15 protein-coding genes are annotated in these 18,880 nt (G+C 64.9%); 10 read left to right on the top strand and 5 right to left on the bottom strand.

Annotation, left to right across the window (positions count from 1 at the left end; translation table 11 throughout):
* The first annotated feature begins 7 nt into the window (after positions 1-7).
* Positions 8-814, top strand: a complete 807-nt coding sequence (lgt, locus tag RYH74_RS01245; protein WP_013974665.1) for a prolipoprotein diacylglyceryl transferase — start codon at positions 8-10, stop codon at positions 812-814.
* Between the two features lie 51 nt (positions 815-865).
* Positions 866-1,837 (top strand): thymidylate synthase, encoded by a 972-nt coding sequence (locus tag RYH74_RS01240; RefSeq protein ID WP_013974664.1) that lies wholly within the window; start codon positions 866-868, stop codon positions 1,835-1,837.
* A 130-nt stretch (positions 1,838-1,967) separates the two neighbouring features.
* Here the strand turns inward: RYH74_RS01240 and cadR are convergent, their stop codons facing one another.
* The gene (gene cadR / locus RYH74_RS01235; RefSeq protein WP_015272183.1) at positions 1,968-2,411 is read right to left on the bottom strand and encodes a cadmium resistance transcriptional regulator CadR; all 444 of its coding nucleotides are present in this window, start codon (positions 2,409-2,411) and stop codon (positions 1,968-1,970) included.
* 84 nt (positions 2,412-2,495) lie between these two features.
* On the opposite strand from cadR, the gene RYH74_RS01230 reads away from it, so the two are divergent.
* From RYH74_RS01230 to RYH74_RS01205, 6 genes are all read left to right on the top strand, one after another.
* Positions 2,496-4,709 carry a heavy metal translocating P-type ATPase gene (locus tag RYH74_RS01230; protein WP_075046677.1) on the top strand — a complete coding sequence of 738 codons (2,214 nt, stop codon included), beginning with the start codon at positions 2,496-2,498 and terminating at the stop codon, positions 4,707-4,709.
* A gap of 9 nt (positions 4,710-4,718) precedes the next feature.
* The gene (locus RYH74_RS01225; RefSeq protein ID WP_015272181.1) at positions 4,719-5,588 is read left to right on the top strand and encodes a LysR family transcriptional regulator; all 870 of its coding nucleotides are present in this window, start codon (positions 4,719-4,721) and stop codon (positions 5,586-5,588) included.
* Between the two features lie 231 nt (positions 5,589-5,819).
* The gene (locus tag RYH74_RS01220; RefSeq protein ID WP_317408854.1) at positions 5,820-6,878 is read left to right on the top strand and encodes a putative 2-aminoethylphosphonate ABC transporter ATP-binding protein; all 1,059 of its coding nucleotides are present in this window, start codon (positions 5,820-5,822) and stop codon (positions 6,876-6,878) included.
* 1 nt (position 6,879) lies between these two features.
* Positions 6,880-8,604 (top strand): putative 2-aminoethylphosphonate ABC transporter permease subunit, encoded by a 1,725-nt coding sequence (locus RYH74_RS01215; protein WP_317408853.1) that lies wholly within the window; start codon positions 6,880-6,882, stop codon positions 8,602-8,604.
* Positions 8,605-8,622: 18 nt separating this feature from the next.
* A complete protein-coding gene (locus tag RYH74_RS01210; RefSeq protein WP_085592463.1) occupies positions 8,623-9,648 on the top strand; it encodes a putative 2-aminoethylphosphonate ABC transporter substrate-binding protein in 1,026 nt (341 codons plus the stop codon).
* A gap of 133 nt (positions 9,649-9,781) precedes the next feature.
* A complete protein-coding gene (locus RYH74_RS01205; RefSeq protein WP_024087867.1) occupies positions 9,782-10,330 on the top strand; it encodes a phosphonate degradation HD-domain oxygenase in 549 nt (182 codons plus the stop codon).
* A 125-nt stretch (positions 10,331-10,455) separates the two neighbouring features.
* Here RYH74_RS01205 and RYH74_RS01200 read toward each other — a convergent pair whose 3' ends face one another.
* Together RYH74_RS01200 and RYH74_RS01195 are read right to left on the bottom strand one after the other, a co-directional pair.
* A complete protein-coding gene (locus RYH74_RS01200; protein ID WP_061550299.1) occupies positions 10,456-11,820 on the bottom strand; it encodes a GTPase/DUF3482 domain-containing protein in 1,365 nt (454 codons plus the stop codon).
* Positions 11,813-13,204: a DUF2868 domain-containing protein gene (locus RYH74_RS01195; protein WP_075047057.1), complete on the bottom strand. Its 1,392-nt coding sequence runs from the start codon at positions 13,202-13,204 to the stop codon at positions 11,813-11,815. Before RYH74_RS01195 ends, RYH74_RS01200 begins: the two co-directional genes overlap by 8 nt.
* 54 nt (positions 13,205-13,258) lie before the next feature.
* Here RYH74_RS01195 and RYH74_RS01190 point away from each other — a divergent pair, with 54 nt between their 5' ends.
* Entirely contained in the window at positions 13,259-13,774 is a 516-nt protein-coding gene (locus RYH74_RS01190; protein ID WP_075046671.1) for a dihydrofolate reductase, read from the top strand.
* Positions 13,775-13,895: 121 nt separating this feature from the next.
* Here the strand turns inward: RYH74_RS01190 and RYH74_RS01185 are convergent, their stop codons facing one another.
* Complete coding sequence (locus tag RYH74_RS01185) at positions 13,896-15,287, bottom strand: L-cystine transporter (protein ID WP_075046670.1); 1,392 nt, start codon at positions 15,285-15,287, stop codon at positions 13,896-13,898.
* A gap of 244 nt (positions 15,288-15,531) precedes the next feature.
* Between RYH74_RS01185 and RYH74_RS01180 the strand changes: the two genes are divergently transcribed.
* Entirely contained in the window at positions 15,532-16,587 is a 1,056-nt protein-coding gene (locus tag RYH74_RS01180) for a haloacid dehalogenase-like hydrolase (protein WP_317408852.1), read from the top strand.
* Positions 16,588-16,779: 192 nt separating this feature from the next.
* Here the strand turns inward: RYH74_RS01180 and ilvD are convergent, their stop codons facing one another.
* The gene (ilvD, locus tag RYH74_RS01175; protein WP_025340988.1) at positions 16,780-18,621 is read right to left on the bottom strand and encodes a dihydroxy-acid dehydratase; all 1,842 of its coding nucleotides are present in this window, start codon (positions 18,619-18,621) and stop codon (positions 16,780-16,782) included.
* Between the last annotated feature and the right edge of the window lie 259 nt (positions 18,622-18,880).

The raw sequence follows: 18,880 nt of genomic DNA, 5'->3' as shown, positions 1-18,880 counted from the left end.
AAGTTCCATGCTGCCTTACCCGCAGATAGACCCCGTGGCCGTGGCCATCGGGCCGCTGAAAATCCATTGGTACGGCCTGATGTACCTGGTCGGCATCGGCGGTGCCTGGCTGCTCGCCTCGCGCCGGCTGAACCGCTTCGACCCCACCTGGACGCGCGAAAAGCTCTCCGACCTGGTGTTCTGGCTGTCGATGGGTGTGATCGTCGGTGGTCGCCTGGGCTACGTGCTGTTCTACGACCTGCACGCCTACCTGGCCAATCCGACGCTGATCTTCGAGGTGTGGAAGGGTGGCATGTCGTTCCACGGCGGTTTCATCGGTGTGATGCTGGCGGCCCTGTGGTTCGGCAAGCGCAACAACAAGTCGTTCTTCGAGCTGATGGACTTCGTCGCGCCGCTGGTGCCGATCGGCCTGGGGGCCGGGCGCATCGGCAACTTCATCAACGCCGAGCTGTGGGGCAAGGCCACCGACGTGCCATGGGCGATGGTCTTCCCGCCGTTCAGCGACCCGGCGCAGCTACCGCGTCACCCATCGCAGCTGTACCAGTTCGCACTCGAAGGTGTAGCGCTGTTCCTGATTCTCTGGGCGTTCTCGCGCAAGCCGCGGCCGACCATGGCGGTGTCCGGCATGTTCGCGCTGTTCTACGGCATCTTCCGCTTCATCGTCGAATTCGTCCGCGTACCGGATGCCCAGCTTGGCTACCTGGCCTGGGGCTGGCTGACCATGGGTCAGATTCTGTGCGTGCCGATGATCCTGGCTGGCCTTGGCCTGATCTGGTGGGCTTATAATCGCAAGCCTACGGCGAAACCCGCCTGATTAATCCCACGGCAGGGGCGATCCCCCTGCCGTTTTTGCTACAGGTAAGCCATGAAACAGTATCTGGACCTGGTCCGCGACGTCATCGACAACGGCACGCTGCAGGGCAACCGCACCGGCATCCGCACCATCAGCCTGCCGGGCGCCATGCTGCGTTTCGACTTGCAGAAGGGCTTCCCGGCCATTACCACGCGCAAACTGGCGTTCAAGTCGGCGATCGGCGAAATGGTCGGTTTCCTGCGTGGCGTGAAGAACGCCGGTGAATTCCGCGAACTGGGCTGCAAGGTCTGGGACCAGAACGCCAACGAGAACGCCCAGTGGCTGGCCAACCCGTTTCGTCAGGGCCATGACGACCTTGGCGAGATCTACGGCGTGCAATGGCGCCAGTGGCCGGGCTACAAGCGCATCCCGCTGAGCAACCCGGCGGCCATCGAAATGGCCGAGAAGGCGGGCTTCCGCCGCATCGCCCAGGACGAGGAGGACGGCGTCGCGTTCGTCATCCTGTACAAGGCCATCGACCAGGTGCGCCAGTGCCTGGACACCATCGCCAACGACCCGGGCAGCCGCCGTATCCTGTTCCACGGCTGGAACTGCGCGCAGCTGGACGAAATGGCCCTGCCGCCGTGCCACCTGCTGTACCAGTTCCACCCGAATGTGGAGACCAGGGAGATTTCCCTGACCCTCTACATCCGCTCCAACGACCTGGGCCTGGGCACGCCGTTCAACCTCACCGAAGGCGCGGCGCTGCTGTCGCTGTTCGGCCGCCTGACCGGCTACACCCCGCGCTGGTTCACCTACTTCATCGGCGATGCCCATGTGTATGAGAACCACCTGGACATGCTCAACGAGCAGCTCAAGCGTGAGCCGCTGGAAGCGCCGAAGCTGGTGATCAGCGACCGCGTGCCGGCGTTTGCCGAGACTGGCAAGTACGAGCCGGAGTGGTTGGAGAAGATCGAGCCGAGCGATTTTTGGCTGGAAGGGTATGAGCACCATGCGCCGATGACGGCGCCGATGGCGGTGTGATCTTTTAGATTGCCGGGGCTGCTCTGCAGCCCTTTCGCCGGCAAGCCAGCTCCCACAGGACGGCGCTGCCAGTTGGGGCTGTGCAAAACCTGTGGGAGCCGGCTTGCCGGCGATTGGGCCCTTGGATCTTTCAATGCCCGTGACTTCGCCCCACATGCGAATGCTCGGTTTCCGGCACCGATACCGCCCCGTTCGTCTCCAGTTGCTGCAAGATCGCACACTCCGCCCCCTGTGCATTGCAGCGCCGCCGCAGCTCCACCAGCTGTTCCTGCAACGCCACCAGACCATCGATCCTTGCCTGCACATGCTCGATATGTTCGTCGATCAGCGCATTGACACTGCCGCACGAATCATCGGGGCTGTCGCGCAGGCGTAGCAGGCTGCGGATTTCATCCAGGGTCATGTCCAGGGTGCGGCAGTTGCGGATGAACGTCAGCCGCTCGACATGGGCCTGGGTGTATAGCCGGTAGTTGCCGTCGCTGCGCGCCGGCTCCGGCAGCAGCTGTTCACGCTCGTAGTAGCGGATGGTTTCCACGGCGCAGTCGGTGGCTTTGGCCAGTTCTCCGATCTTCATCACGAAATTCTCCAGCAAGTGGCTTGACCCTATAGTGGCTACAGGGTGTTCACTTGGCAACAGGCTCAAATTAAGGATGACCCCATGAACCAGCCTGTCAGCCACGAACACAAGCACGATCACCACGCCCACAGCTGCTGTGGCAGCGCTGCTGCGCCAGCCTTGGTCCAGCTGAGCGAAAAGGCCAGCAGCCACGCCCAGTTCAGCCGTTTCCGCATCGAGGCCATGGACTGCCCTACCGAGCAGACCCTGATCCAGGACAAGCTGGGCAAGCTGGCCGGTATCGAGCAGCTGGAATTCAACCTGATCAACCGTGTGCTTGGCGTGCGCCACACCCTGGGTGGCACTGCTGAAATCGAGCAGGTCATCGACAGCCTGGGCATGAAAGCCGAGCCGCTTGGCGCCGAAGACGATGGCACCGCCAGCGCACCACAAGTGGCCAAGACCCGCTGGTGGCCGCTGGCGCTGTCCGGTATTGCCGCGATCGCCGCCGAAATCGTGCACTTTGCCGCACTGGCCCCGGAGTGGGTGGTGGCGGCGCTGGCGCTGGCAGCGATCCTCGGCTGTGGCCTGGGTACCTACAAGAAGGGCTGGATCGCCCTGAAAAACCGCAACCTCAACATCAACGCGCTGATGAGCATTGCCGTGACTGGCGCGGTGCTGATCGGCCAGTGGCCGGAAGCGGCCATGGTGATGGTGCTGTTCACCGTCGCCGAGCTGATCGAAGCCCGCTCGCTGGACCGCGCGCGCAACGCCATTGGCGGCCTGATGCAGCTCACCCCGGACATGGCCACCGTGCGCCAGGCCGATGGCCAGTGGCGGGAAGTGGAGGTGCGGGAGGTGGCCATCGGGGCCCTGGTGCGGGTACGCCCCGGCGAACGCATTGGCCTGGACGGAGAAGTGACCAGCGGGCAATCCACCGTCGATCAGGCGCCGATCACCGGCGAAAGCCTGCCTGTGGAGAAGGCCGTGGGCGACAAGTTGTTCGCCGGCACCATCAACCAGGCAGGGGCGCTGGAGTTCCGCGTTACCGCTGCTGCCGGGCAATCGACCCTGGCGCGGATCATCAAGGCCGTCGAGGAAGCGCAAGGCGCGCGGGCGCCTACCCAGCGTTTCGTCGACCGCTTCTCGCGCATCTACACCCCGGTGGTGTTTGCCATTGCCCTGGCCGTTGCGGTGATACCGCCGCTGTTCATGGCCGGTGCCTGGTTCGACTGGGTCTATCGCGCCCTGGTGCTGCTGGTGGTGGCTTGCCCATGCGCCCTGGTGATCTCGACCCCGGTGACCATCGTCAGCGGCCTGGCTGCCGCCGCGCGCAAGGGCATCCTGATCAAGGGTGGCGTGTACCTGGAAGGCGGGCGCCAGCTGGACTTCCTGGCCCTGGACAAGACCGGCACCATCACCCACGGCAAGCCGGTGCAGACCGACGCCAAGGTACTGGAGCCGTTGTTCGAAGGCCGCGCGCAAGCCCTGGCCGCCAGCCTGGGCGAGCGTTCGGACCACCCGGTTTCCCGCGCTATTGCCCAGTTCGGCAAGGAGCAAGGCCTGGCCTTGAGCGAGGTCGATGACTTCGCCGCCCTGGCCGGGCGCGGCGTGCGCGGTACCATCGCGGGTGAGGTTTACCACCTGGGTAACCACCGTCTGGTCGAGGAGCTGGGGCTGTGCTCGCCCGAGCTCGAGGCCCAGCTGGATGCGCTGGAGCGCCAGGGCAAGACCGTGGTGCTGCTGCTCGACCGCTCCGGCCCGTTGGCGCTGTTCGCGGTGGCCGACACGGTCAAGGAAAGCAGTCGCCAGGCCATCGCCGAGCTGCACGAGCTGGGCATCAAGACTGTCATGCTGACCGGTGACAATCCGCATACCGCCCAGGCCATCGCCACCGTGGTGGGCATCGACCGTGCCGAGGGCAACCTGCTGCCTGCCGACAAGCTCAAGAGCATCGAAACCCTGTACGCCCAGGGCCATCGGGTGGGCATGGTCGGTGACGGTATCAACGACGCCCCGGCGCTGGCTCGGGCCGAGATCGGTTTTGCCATGGCGGCGGCCGGTACCGACACTGCCATCGAGACCGCCGATGTGGCGCTGATGGACGACGACTTGCGGAAAATCCCGGCCTTCGTCAGGCTGTCGCGCCAAAGTGCGGCGATCCTCATGCAGAACATCGTTCTGGCGTTGGGCATCAAGGCGATATTCCTGGCGATCACCTTTGCCGGCATGGCCACCATGTGGATGGCGGTGTTCGCCGACATGGGCGTGAGCCTGCTGGTGGTGTTCAACGGCTTGCGCCTGTTGCGCAAATAGAGGACGTGCATGCTGAGTTCGGAGCTTAAAGCCTTCTACATGGTGGCCCGCCTGGGCAGCATCACCCTGGCGGCGAAGAAGCTCGGCCTCAGCCAGCCCACGGTGACCACGCAGATTCGCAACCTGGAGAGCCAGTACGCGGTGGAGCTGTTCTACCGCGGCGGGCGGCGCCTGGTGCTGAGCGAGGAGGGCGTGCGCCTGCTGCCGATGGTCAAGGCACTGCTGCAGCAGGAGGCCGACATCGAGTTCGAGCTGCGCAACAGCGGCCAGGCCCAGGGCAGCCTGCGCATCGCGGCCACGGCGCCTTACTACATTCTCGACCTGGTGAAGATCTACCGCGAACGCCTGCCGCAGGTGGAAGTGGCGGTGGAAATCGGCAACTCGCAGCAGGTGCTGGAGATGCTCGAGGACTACCGGGTGGATATCGCCGCTTCGTCGCAACTGCTGGAAGACGCGCGGCTGGTGCGGCGGGTGCTGGGGACTGACCCGTTGGTGGTGGCGGTGCATCGCAACCACCCGTTGGCACACCGCCAGGCGGTGTCCATTGACGTGGTGGCCGGGCATTGCCTGCTGATGCGCGAGAAGGGCTCGACCACACGCAAGCTGACCGAGCAGATGATGCAGGAGGCCGGGGTGAAGGCCGGGGCGTTGCTGGAGATTGGCAGCCGCGAGTCTATCCGTGAGGCGGTGCTGCGCAACATCGGCATCAGCGTGATTGCCCGGCACGAGGTGCCGCACAACCCTGAGTTGCGGGTGCTGGCGCTGGAGAACGCGCCGGTGATGCATGAGTACCTGTATTGCCTGAAGGAGCGGCGCCAGGCCCGGTTGCCGGCGGCCTTCCTTGGGGTGGCGCAGGAAGTGGCCGGTTCGCACTTCTGATAGCCATGTAGCGGCTGTACCGGCCCTATCGCCGGCAAGCCAGCTCCCACAGGTACCCCACAGTCCTTGAAACCTGTGCAGTACCTGTGGGAGCTGGCTTGCCGGCGATAGGGCCCGCGAAGGCCACTACAAAATCTGCCTATACCACTATCACCTGCTTTTGCCCTAAAGCCACAGAACCTTCGCACAGCCTTCCTAGCATGGCCCCCATCTCTTCGATGAGGCCCTGCCATGAACCACACCACCCCCGGCGCACAGATGAAAGTGCGCAACATCCACAAGCGCTTCGGCGCCTTCACGGCGCTGAACGATGTCTCGCTGGACATCGCCGCCGGCGAACTGGTGTGCCTGCTCGGGCCGTCCGGCTGCGGCAAGACCACGTTGCTGCGCTGCATCGCCGGCCTGGAGCGCCAGGACCGCGGTACGTTGTACATCGGCGAGCGCGATATCTCCGAGCTGCCACCCCAGGCTCGTGACTACGGCATCCTGTTCCAGTCCTACGCGCTGTTCCCCAACCTCACCGTCGAAGCCAACATCGCCTATGGCCTGACTGGCAGTGGCCGCGAGCAGGCCCGCCAGCGAGTGGCCGAAATGCTCGAACTGGTGGGCCTGGCCGGCAGCGAGAAGAAATACCCCGGTCAGCTTTCCGGGGGCCAGCAGCAGCGTGTGGCCCTGGCCCGCGCGCTGGCACCGTCGCCGTCGTTGCTGCTGCTGGACGAGCCGATGTCGGCGCTGGACGCCCGGGTGCGCGAGCACCTGTGCACCGAACTGCGCCAGCTGCAGCGCCAGCTGGGTATCACCACGCTGATGGTCACCCACAACCAGGACGAGGCCATGCTGATGGCCGACCGCATTGCGGTGATGAACAACGGCCAGGTCGAGCAGTACGCCACCCCGCAGGAAATATACGACCAGCCGGCCACGCCGTTCGTTGCCGAGTTCGTCGGCCAGGGCAACTGGTTGCCGTTCCAGCGCAGCAGTGACAGCCATGCCCAGGTCGGTGGCATGAACATGCGTCTGGCACCAGGTTCGGCCCGGGCTAGCAGCGGCCGGCTGTTCTGCCGCCCGGAGGCGATCACGGTCAACCCGGCGGTGCACGAAGAAAACCTGTTCCCGGCCATGGTCCGTGAAATCACCTTCCTCGGTAACCGCTGCCGCATGAGCTTCGAGCTCAAGGCGCTGCCTGGCCATGCACTGCTGGCGGAGCTGGCCCCCGAGGCCATGCCGCGGCTGGGCTCGCAGGACATCTGGGTGGCGCTGCCGCCGCAGAGCCTGCAGGTGTTTGCCTGAGATGGCCGCGCCAATGTCCCTGCCGCTGAGCCAGGCCAAGGCCACGCCGCGTGCTGGCGTCGCCCTGGGCGACCGGTTGTTCGTCGGCGGCGGCAAGAGTCTGCTGCTGATCCTTCTGGTGCTGGCGGTGCTGATGCCGCTGCTGGCGATCTTCTGGCGCGGCTTCAGTGCAGAAGCGGGCCAGGGTGGCGGCCTGCTGGCGGCCCGCGAACTGTTCGCCAGTGAAAACTTCCACTGGCTGCTGGGCAACAGCCTGTCGGTGGCCTTCACGGTGGCAGCCATCGTGGTGCCGCTGGCCTACCTGTTCGCCTATGCCCTGCAACGCACGCTGATTCCGGGCAAAGGCCTGTGGCGGGGGATTTCGTTGCTGCCGCTGCTGGCGCCGTCAATGCTGCCGGCCATCGCCCTAGTCTACCTGTTCGGTAACCAGGGGCTGCTGCGCGGGTTGCTCAGCGACAACATCTATGGCTTCTGGGGCATTGTGCTGGGCGAGGCCATCTACACCTTCCCGCATGCCCTGATGATCCTGCTGTCGGCGCTATCGCTGGCCGATGCACGCCTGTTCGACGCAGCGTCCAGCATGGGTGCCGGCCCTTGGCGAGCGTTCACCAGCATCACCTGGCCGGCCACGCGCCAGGCAGTATTCGCAGCGTTCTGCCTGGTGTTCACCCTGACCATCACCGACTTCGGTGTACCGGTCGTGGTCGGCGGCGACTATCAGGTGCTGGCCCTGGAAGCCTACAAGGCTGTGGTCGGCCAGCAGCAGTTCGGCCGCGGCGCGCTGATCGGCATGGTGCTGCTGTTGCCGGCGCTGTTCAGCTTTACCGTCGATGCCTGGCTGCGCCGGCGCCAGGGCGAGGCCATGAGCGGCCGTGCCCAGGTGTTCGAGCCCAAGCCGTCGCGCGGCCGTGATGCCTGTTTCCTGGCGATCGTGCTGCTGGTGTGCGCGGCATTGCTGCTGGTGATCGGCATGGCGATGTACTCGTCGCTGGTTACTTTCTGGCCCTACAACCTGTCGTTGTCGCTGCGTCACTACATGTTCGAGGACACCGCCGGTGGTGGCTGGCTGGCCTACCGCAACAGCGTGACCATGGCCATCGGCACCGCGCTGATCGGCAGCATCGTGATCTTCACCGGCGCCTACCTGATGGAGAAGACCCAGGGCCAACGCCTGCTCAACCAGGCGCTGCGCCTGCTCAGCTTCATCCCCATGGCCGTGCCGGGCCTGGTGCTGGGCCTGGGCTACGTATTCTTCTTCAACCTGAACGGCAACCCTCTGCATGTGTTCTACGGCGGCATGGGGCTGCTGGTGGTGTGCACCATCGCCCACTACCTGACCACCGCGCAGATGACCGCGACCACCGCCCTGCGCCAGCTCGACGGCGAGTTCGAGGCCGCCGCGCTGTCGCTGAAGGCGCCGCTGTACAGGCACTTCCTGCGGGTTACCGTGCCGATCTGCCTGCCGGCGCTGCTGGACATCATCCGCTACCTGTTCGTCTCGGCGATGACCACCGTGTCGGCGGCGATCTTCCTGTACAGCCCCGACACCATCCTGGCTGCCGTCGCCGTGCTGAACATGGATGACGCCGGCAATGTCGGTGGTGCCGCCGCCATGTCCACCCTGATCCTGCTGACCAGTGCCGGCGCTTCACTGCTGCTGGCCGCAGCCTCACGCGGCCTGCTGCGCCGCTCCCAAGCCTGGCGCCAACGCGCCGCGACCGTCTGACCTGTAAGGAACCTACCCATGTACAAGCACCTTGCACTTGCCGCTGCCGTTTCCGCCGTGTTCAGCCTGCAGGCTTCGGCCGCTGGTACCCAGCTGACGGTCTACACCGCCCTGGAAGCCGAACAGCTGAAGAGCTACAAACAGGCCTTCGAGAAGGCCAACCCGGACATCGAGATCAAGTGGGTTCGTGACTCCACCGGCATCATCACCGCCAAGCTGCTGGCCGAGAAAGACCGCCCGCAAGCCGACGCAGTGTGGGGCCTGGCTGCTTCCAGCCTGGCCATCCTCGACCAGAACGGCATGCTCGAAGCCTACGCACCGAAGGACCTGGGCAAGATTGCCGCCAATTATCGCGATGCTGCCAACCCGCCAGCCTGGGTCGGTATGGACGTGTGGGCCGCGACCATCTGCTTCAATACCATCGAGGCCGAGAAGCAGGGCCTGAGCAAGCCGGTAAGCTGGCAGGACCTGACCAAGCCCGAGTACAAGGGCAAGATCGTCATGCCGAACCCTGCCTCGTCCGGCACCGGCTTCCTGGATGTCAGTGCCTGGCTGCAGACCTTTGGCGAGCCACAGGGTTGGGCGTACATGGATGCACTGCACCAGAACATCGGCCAGTACGTTCATTCCGGTTCCAAGCCGTGCAAGCTTGCCGCAGCGGGTGAATTCCCGATCGGTATCTCGTTCGAGTACCCGGCCGTGCAGCTCAAGCGCCAGGGCGCGCCGCTGGACATCGTGCTGCCGAAGGAAGGCCTGGGTTGGGAGATCGAGGCGACTGCGGTGATCAAAGGTTCGCCAAAAGCGGATGCGGCCAAGCGCCTGGCTGATTTCTCGGCAAGCCCGGCGGCCATGGAGCTGTACAAGGAGAACTTCGCCGTGCTGGCTGCCCCGGGTATTGCCAAGCCGCAGACCGAACTGCCGGCGGACTATGAACAGCGCCTGATCAAGAACGACTTTGCCTGGGCCTCGAAGAACCGTGACCAGATCCTGGCCGAGTGGCGCAAGCGCTATGACGGCAAGTCGGAGAAGGTGGCTCAGCAGTAACCTGCACCGGCCTCTTCGCGGGCGCGCCCGCTCCCACAGGTACCGCGCAGTCCTTCAGCTGTGTGCGATCCTTGTGGGAGCGGGCATGCCCGCGAAGAAGCCACTGCTGCAATCCAGCCAGGAATAAACAGTGATGCCCACCCCAGCCCAGATCATCGACAGCACCTTCGCGCTGTACGAACGCCACGGTAGTGACGACTACATCGGCGAAGCCATCACCCAGCTCGAACACATGTCCCAGGCCGCGCAACTGGCCATGGCCGAAGGCTTCGACGACGAAGTGGTGCTGGCGGCGTTCTTCCACGACATCGGCCACCTGTGCGGCGGTGACGCCAGCATGGGCGGCTATGGCGTGGTCAGCCATGAGCGCATCGGCGCCGAGTATTTACGCCGCTGTGGTTTCGGCGAACGCATGGCGCGGCTGGTGCAGTATCACGTGGAGGCCAAGCGCTACCTGACTTTGCGCCAGCCTGGGTATTACCAGCGGTTGAGTGAGGCGAGCCGGCGGACCTTGGAGTATCAGGGGGGCGTGATGAGCGAGGACGAGGCGGATGTGTTCGAGCGGGATCCGCTGTTCGAGGTGAGCTTGCGGATGAGGGAGTGGGATGAGCGGGCCAAAGTGGTCGGGGTGGCGGTGATTGACCTGGATGGGTTGAAGCGGAAGGCTTTGGCATTACTATGAGATGTGGGCTGCCTGTGCGGGCCTCTTCGCGGGTGAACCCGCTCCCACAGGAATAGTGCACATCTCAAGGAATGTGAGATACCTGTGGGAGCGGGTTTACCCGCGAAGAGGCCAGACCTGCTTGATCAAAACTGTGAAACCAGCGCCTCCAGCTGTTCCTGCCGCTCAGCCTGGTTCAGCTTCGCCCCAGGGTTGAGGGTGGACCACTGCGGATGCGCCCGCGCCTTGCTCAGCGCCTCCGGCAACTTGCCCTCCCGCCAGGCCTTCTCGTCCAGCTCCCCCAGCCGAATGCTGTCCTGCGCCGCATGCCCGCGGTTTTCCAGCGCCACCATCAACTGCTGCTGACGCAAGGCCAACAAGCGCAACACCGTGTCGTCCACCGTCAGCTCGCGCTTGCCCTTGAGCTTGCCCATCAACCGCGACCCATAGTTGCGCGCCGTCTGCAGCGCGCCGCCGGCAATCGCCCCGGCCAGGGCGGCAGCCCCCAGTGTCAGGCCGCCGACCAGCAGGTCTACCCCGGCACCCGCCGCAGCACCGGCGGCCACACCACTGCCCAAGCGCACGCCCAGCAGCTTCAAGGTTTCGGGGTTGAACAGGTCATCGCCCCAACGGCCATCCAGCAACGGCAGGTCGCTGGCATGGGCGTCCTCACGGCGGAAGGCATACAGCTTGAGCAGTGCCTCGACGCAGCGCTGCTCGCGCTGGCGCACCTCTTGCCGCAATGCCTCGATGGCCCGGGCTTCGGCAGCCGGTTCGGCCTCGACGCTGCGCCGGCAGGCAGCGCAGTCCAGCAGCAGCTCGGCAATCAGGCGCTTGCCGCTGTGCCGACGCGCCAGGCGCTGTGCCTGCTGGTCGTCGATCAGCCGCTGCAGGGCCGGGCGGGCGTCTTCCAGCAGCAGGGCCAGGCTTTCGTACAACCGGCGCTCGCCATCCTCTGGCGGGGCCACGCTGTCGAACCGCACCAACGCGTGAAGCCCAAGCCTGGCAAGGGCTTCACGCCATTGCGGCTCGCGGTGCTGGTGGCTGGCGACGAAGTTGAGCACCGGTAGCAGCGGCTTGCCGCAACTGGCCAGCACTTCCAGTTCGTCGCGGTATTTGGCCAGCACCGGTTCGCGGGCGTCGATCACATACAAGCCGGCATTGCTGGCCAGCAGCTGGCGCAGCACCTTGGCCTCCTGCTCGAAACGCTGGCGTGCCTCGCTGCCTTGCAGAAAGCGCTCGAGGCGGGCCGGGCCGTCCAGGCGCTCGCCCGGGCGCTCCAGGCGTTCGAGGTAGTCGAGCAGGGCGATGGCGTCTTCCAGGCCCGGGGTGTCGTACAGCTCGAGCAAGGGTTCGCCGTCCACCGACAGCCGCGCACCTTCCACATGGCGGGTGGTGCTGGGGCGGTGGGAGACTTCGCCAAAGCCGACGTCACGGGTCAGGGTGCGCAGCAGCGAGGTCTTGCCGACGTTGGTGTGGCCGACCACGGCCAGTTTCAGCGGCTCAGTCATGGCCATGCTCCAGCCAGGTCAGCGGCGAGGTATCGGCATGCGCCAGGCCAAGGCGGTCGAGGGCTTCGTGCCAGTCGCCCAGGCGCTGGGCGTCCAGGGCCTCGCCCGGTGCGGCCTGCAGTAGCCAGATGCGGGTGGCGCCGGCATTGCGTGCCAGCTCGGCGAGCAGCGCCAGGCTGCCGCGGTCGGGCGAACGGCGCGGGTCGCAAGCGATGGCCAGGCGTGCCGGCGGAAAACGGCTGAGCTGTTCGAGCAGGCGGTTGCGCGATTCGCGGCTGTCGAGCACGCCAGCACTGGTCACGCTTTTCGGCAGGGCGGGTGGCCAGGGGTGCTGGTCGTCCAGCTCCAGGCCGACCAGCAGGGCGCCGCTGCTGCCGCTTTCCAGCTGGCCAGCGGCAAACTGCGGCAAGGCTTCGGGCGCGGCATCCTGGACGCCGATGCGTTCGCTGCGTGGCATCAGCGCTTCACGCAGCTGCGCGTAGCCGGGCAGGCTGAGGTCCAGCGCCAGGTGTTGGCGGCCTTGACGCCAGCGCCACAGGCACAGCCCGGCCAACAGCAGACGCGGCAGCAGGCCGTACACCAGCACCACGCCAAGCAGCCAGCTGGCCCAGGCTTGGCGCGCCAGGTCCAGGGCCGGCTGGCTGTCGCCGCTGGCGCGGATCATGGTCTCGTCGGGTACCGTGAAGCCCAGCAACGAAGGCAGCGCGCCCAAGGCTTGGGTCAGGTGGATGAACGGGTCGGCGGCGAGCAGGGTGGTCTCCCAAACAAAGCCATAGCGCCGGGTCGCCAGCAAGGCCAGCAGCATGGCCAGTGCGGTGATCATCGCCAGCAGCCACAGGCCATGCACCAGCAGGCCGAGCAGCCAGCGGTTCAGGCGCTGGCGTTGCAGCAGCACCAGCAGCGCTGGTGCCAGGTGCGCGGCCTTGGCGTCACGGGCAAAGCGTTCGCTCAGCCACAGCCACAGGCGGCCCAGCCCCGCGCCATGCTCGCCGCTAAGGGCAAAGCCGATGGCCCAGCCCAGCAGCATCAGCAGGTTCAGCCCGAGCAGGCTGCCCAGGGCCCAGAACACATTCACCGGGCGCTGCCCGTCGCCCAAGGCGGCCAGTGCCAACCCTGCGCCGCTGAGCACGGCCAGCACCAGCAAGGCCAGCAGCGCCAGGCGAGCGCCCTGTTTCCAGTGGCGCAGGGCGGTGCTGATGCCGTCGCGTTCGGCCAGGAACAGGGCGCGGGTTTCGATGCGGGCTGCCAGGTCACCGCCTGCCTGGCGGGCGCGGCGGTTGGCTTCCTGGTCCTCCAGGGGGCCGGCATGTTCCTCGCGCAGGCGTACCGCTTCGGTGAGCCAGCGCTTGTCCAGTGAAGTCGGTGCGGTCACAAGGTCTTCCATTGCACAGGTCAGGGCAGAAGCATAACCCACACGCCCGGTGCTATCCTCGCTGGCATGAATACATCACTCCCCCTCAGCCTGATCGCGGCTCACGCCGAGAACCGCGTGATCGGCATCGACAACTCCATGCCCTGGCATTTGCCGGGGGACTTCAAGTACTTCAAGGCCACTACCCTGGGCAAGCCGATCATCATGGGGCGCAAGACCTGGGACTCGCTGGGCAGGCCATTGCCCGGGCGGTTGAATATCGTCGTCAGCCGGCAGGCTGGGCTGAAGCTGGCGGGGGCCGAGGTGTTCGGCTCGCTGGAAGAGGCGTTGGTGCGGGCCGAGCAGTGGGCGCGGGAGGCCGGTGTCGATGAGCTGATGCTGATTGGCGGGGCGCAGCTGTATGGGCAGGCGCTGGAGAAAGGGCTGGTCAGCCGCATGTACCTGACGCGGGTCGAGTTGTCGCCGGAAGGGGATGCGTGGTTCCCTGAGTTTGATCGGGGGCAGTGGACCTTGGTGTCGAGCGAGACGCAGGCTGAGGAAGGCAAGCCTGGGTATCATTTCGAGGTATGGGACAAGGTTTGAGATTGCCGGGGCTGCCTTGCCGCCCTATCGCGACACAAGGCTGCTCCTACAGGGGGCCGCGGTCCGTTGTAGGAGCGGCCTTGTGTCGCGACAGGGGCGCAGCGCGCCCCCCGGCAATCCGTCAGGAATGGCTCAGCTCGGCATGTTCATCGCCAGCCAGCACATCCTTGTCGGTCTCTTTCAGCAGTTGGCTGGTCACCACCCCTGCGGTCATCGAACCGTTCACGTTCAACGCCGTGCGGCCCATGTCGATCAGCGGCTCCACCGAAATCAGCAACGCCACCAGCTCCACCGGCAAGCCCATGGCCGGCAGCACGATCAGCGCGGCGAAAGTCGCACCGCCACCTACGCCGGCAACACCTGCCGAACTCAAGGTGACGATGGCCACGAGGGTGGCGATCCACAGCGGGTCGAAGGTATCGATGCCCACCGCCGGCGCCACCATCACCGCCAACATGGCGGGATAGAGGCCTGCGCAGCCGTTCTGGCCAATGGTGGTACCGAACGATGCGCTGAAGCTGGCAATCGACTGCGGTACGCCCAGGCGGCGGGTTTGCGCTTCGATGTTCAGCGGAATGCTGGCGGCGCTGGAGCGGCTGGTGAAGGCGAAGGTCAGCACCGGCCACACCTTGCGGAAGAAGCGCAGCGGGCTCACGCCGGTGGCGGCGAGGATAACGCCGTGCACCACGAACATCAGCGCCAGGCCCAGGTACGACACCACCACGAAGCTGCCAAGCTTGAGGATGTCTTCCATGTTCGAGCTGGCCACCACCTTGGTCATCAGCGCCAATACGCCATACGGGGTCAGCTTCATCACCACCCGCACCAGGCGCATCACCCAGGCCTGCAGGGTGTCGATGGCCGACAGCGCGCGTTCGCCTTTCTCGGCATCGTCCTTGATCAGCTGCAGCGCGGCCAGGCCGAGGAAGACGGCAAAGATCACCACGCTGATGATCGAGGTCGGCTTGGCCCGTGCCAGGTCACCTACCGGGTTGCTGGGGATGAACGACAGCAGCAGTTGCGGGATGTTGAGGTCGGCGACCTTGCCGGCGTAGTCGCTGTGAATAACCTGCATGCGCGCGCTTTCCTGCGCGCCGGCCACCAGGCCTTCGGCGCTCAGGCCGAACAGGTTGGTCAGGACGATGCCGATCAACGCGGCGATGGCGGTGGTCAGCAGCAGGGTGCCGATGCTCAGCACACTGATGCGGCCCAGTGACGAGGCATTGTGCAGGCGAGCCACGGCACTGAGGATCGAGGCGAAGATCAGCGGCATGACGATCATCTGCAACAGGCCGACGTAGCCGTTGCCGACCAGGTCGAGCCAGCTGATGGTGGCCTTGAGTACGGGGTGGCCAGCGCCATACACGGTATGCAGGATCAGGCCGAACACCACGCCCAGCACCAGGCCCAGCAATACTTTCCTGGCCAGGCTCCAGTCGGTGCGGCGGGTTTGTGCCAGGCCCAGCAACAGGGCCAGGAACGCCAGCAGGTTAAGGGACAGCGGCAGGTTCATTGAAGCTCCAGCAGAAAAAAGCAGAAGAGGCATCGCCTCTGTGAGCGATTGCGAACGGAAATGCTAACAGGCTGAAAACAAACGAATTTATACCCAAATGGAATGTGCATAGTCGTTTATGGAATAACGGCGTGTCGCGGATTGCAATGAACACGGCGTTTGCAGCTGCATGGAGGTCGTTATCAAGGGCTGCCGGCGGGGATTGTTGCACTAGCGTTTCGGGGTCATTTCAGGAGATTCGTACATGAAGTTCGCTCCGAAAGCCGTCGCCATCGGCCTGTCCCTGCTGTTCAGTATCGAAACCTTCGCCACCGAGCTCAAGCACTGGCCCGCCGAGGCAGCCAGGCAGCTCGACGGCATGATTGCCGCCAATGCCAACAAGGGTAACTACGCTGTCTTCGACATGGACAACACCAGTTACCGCTACGACCTTGAAGAGGCCTTGCTGCCGTTCATGGAAAACAAGGGCCTGCTGAGCCGCGACAAGCTCGACCCCTCTTTGAAGCTGATGCCGTTCAAGGACACCGCCGAGCACAAGGAAAGCCTGTTCAGTTACTACTACCGGCTGTGCGAAGTGGACGACATGGTCTGCTACCCGTGGGTGGCCCAGGTGTTCTCCGGCTTTACCTTGCAGGAGCTGAAGGTGCAGGTGGATGAGCTGATGGCCTCCGGCAAACCGATCCCGGCCACCTATTACGAAGGGGACCAGGTCAAGGCCATCGAGGTACAGCCACCCAAGGTCTTCACGGGCCAGGCCGAGCTGTACAACAAGCTGATGGAGAATGGTATCGAGGTCTATGTGATTTCCGCTGCTTCCGAGGAACTGGTGCGCATGGTCGCGTCGGACCCCAAGTACGGCTACAACGTGAAACCGCAGAATGTGATTGGCGTGAGCCTGCTGCTGAAGGACCGCGCCAGCGGCCAGTTGACCACCGCGCGCAAGCAGATCAGCGCCGGGCACTATGATGCCAAGGCCAACGTGGGGCTGGAGCTGACCCCGTACCTGTGGACCCCGGCCACCTGGATGGCAGGCAAGCAGGCGGCGATCCTGACCTATATCGATGAGTGGAAGAAACCGGTGCTGGTGGGGGGCGATACGCCGACCAGTGATGGCTACATGCAGTTTCATGGGGTGGATGTGGGCAAAGGTGGCATCCACCTGTGGATAAACCGCAAGGCCAAGTACATGGACCAGATGAACGGGATGATTGCCAGGAATGCCGCGGCGCAGGCCAAGGAAGGGCTGCCGGTGACGGCGGACAAGAACTGGGTGATCGTGACGCCGGAGCAGATTCAGTAGTTGGTGTTTCGCCTGTACTGGCCCTATCGCCGGCAAGCCAGCTCCCACAGGGAACACACAGGCCTTCAGAACTGTGTGGTCTCTGTGGGAGCTGGCTTGCCGGCGATAGGGCCAGTACGAGCAGCACACAAATCACAGGTATAAAAAAACCGGCGCCCAGGGCGCCGGTTCTTCATTCATACCGTCAGAGCCTCACAGCCCTTCCAGCATCGCCTTGTTACGTACAGCGCCCTTGTCGGCACTGGTCGCCAGCAGGGCATAGGCCTTCAGCGCGGTGGTCACCTTGCGTGGGCGTACTTCAGCCGGTTTCCAGCCCTTCTTGTCCTGCTCGACACGGCGCTCGGCCAGCTCTTCGTCGCTGACCTGCAGGTTGATCGAACGATTCGGGATGTCGATCAGCACCTTGTCGCCGTCGCGCACCAGGCCGATGGCGCCGCCAGCGGCGGCTTCCGGCGAGGCGTGGCCGATCGACAGGCCCGAGGTGCCGCCCGAGAAGCGGCCGTCGGTGAGCAGGGCGCAAGCCTTGCCCAGGCCCTTGGACTTCAGGTACGAGGTCGGGTACAGCATTTCCTGCATGCCCGGGCCACCTTTCGGGCCTTCGTAGCGGATGATCACGATGTCGCCGGCCTTCACTTCGTCGGCGAGGATGCCGCGTACGGCGCTGTCCTGGCTCTCGAAGATCTTCGCGGTGCCTTCGAACACCAGGATCGACTCGTCGACACCGGCGGTTTTCACCACGCAGCCGTCCAGCGCGATGTTGCCGTACAGCACGGCCAGGCCGCCTTCCTGCGAATAGGCGTGCTCGACACTGCGGATGCAGCCGTTCTCACGGTCGTCATCCAGGGATTCCCAACGGGTCGACTGGCTGAATGCCGTCTGGGTCGGGATGCCGGCAGGGCCGGCCTTGAAGAAGGTGTGCACGGCTTCGTCATCGGTCTGGGTGATGTCCCACTTGGCGATGGCTTCTTCCATGCTGCGGCTGTGCACGGTCGGCAGGTCGGTGTGCAGCAGGCCGCCACGGGCCAGCGAGCCGAGGATGCTGAAGATGCCGCCGGCACGGTGCACGTCTTCCATGTGATATTTCTGGATGTTCGGCGCAACCTTGCACAGCTGCGGCACCTTGCGCGACAGGCGGTCGATGTCGCGCAGGTCGAACGCCACCTCGGCTTCCTGGGCGGCAGCCAGCAGGTGCAGGATGGTGTTGGTCGAGCCGCCCATGGCGATGTCGAGCATCATGGCGTTCTCGAACGCCTTGAAGTTGGCGATGTTGCGCGGCAGTACCGACTCATCGTTCTCGCCGTAGTAGCGCTTGCACAGCTCGACGATGGTGCGGCCGGCAGTGAGGAACAGCTGCTCGCGGTCGGCGTGGGTGGCCAGGGTCGAACCGTTGCCCGGCAGTGCCAGGCCCAGGGCTTCGGTCAGGCAGTTCATCGAGTTGGCGGTGAACATGCCGGAGCACGAACCGCAGGTCGGGCAGGCGCTGCGCTCGTATTCGGCGACTTTTTCGTCGGAAGCCGAGGAGTCGGCGGCAATGACCATGGCGTCGACCAGGTCCAGGCCGTGGCTGGCCAGCTTGGTCTTGCCGGCTTCCATCGGGCCGCCGGAGACGAAGATTACCGGGATGTTCAGGCGCAGGGCGGCCATCAGCATGCCGGGGGTGATCTTGTCGCAGTTGGAGATGCACACGATGGCGTCGGCGCAGTGGGCGTTGACCATGTACTCCACGGCGTCGGCGATGATCTCGCGGCTTGGCAGCGAGTAGAGCATGCCGTCGTGGCCCATGGCGATGCCGTCATCGACCGCGATGGTGTTGAATTCCTTGGCCACGCCACCGGCGCGTTCGATTTCGCGGGCGACCAGCTGGCCCAGGTCCTTCAGGTGCACGTGGCCCGGGACGAACTGGGTGAACGAGTTGGCGATGGCGATGATCGGTTTCTTGAAATCTTCGTCCTTCATCCCGGTGGCGCGCCACAGGGCACGGGCGCCGGCCATGTTGCGGCCTTGGGTGGAAGTCTTGGAACGATAATCAGGCATGAAACACTCCTGGCGGCTTAATCAGGTCACAAAAAGGGGAGTGAGCTTCTCTTTTCCTTTGTACCGCAGGCCGGTTGCCACTGGCACGGATGGGGCCGAAGACCGCGCGGGATCGCCGCGTGCTTGGGCAGAGCTCATAAACCCGCCGGGGATGACTGGCGATGAATAGGCCGATTCTACACCGCTGGCGCGGCGAGGGAATGGAGATGTGTCTGGGCGGTGGCTTTCGCCTAATGACCGGTCACTTGTAGGACGCTCC

This window comes from Pseudomonas sp. LSJ-87 (assembly GCF_032971465.1).
GTDB classification, from domain to species: domain Bacteria; phylum Pseudomonadota; class Gammaproteobacteria; order Pseudomonadales; family Pseudomonadaceae; genus Aquipseudomonas; species Aquipseudomonas putida_Z.
The sequence above is the reverse complement of the archived record's forward strand: the minus strand, read 5'-3'. Positions and strand labels throughout refer to the sequence as shown.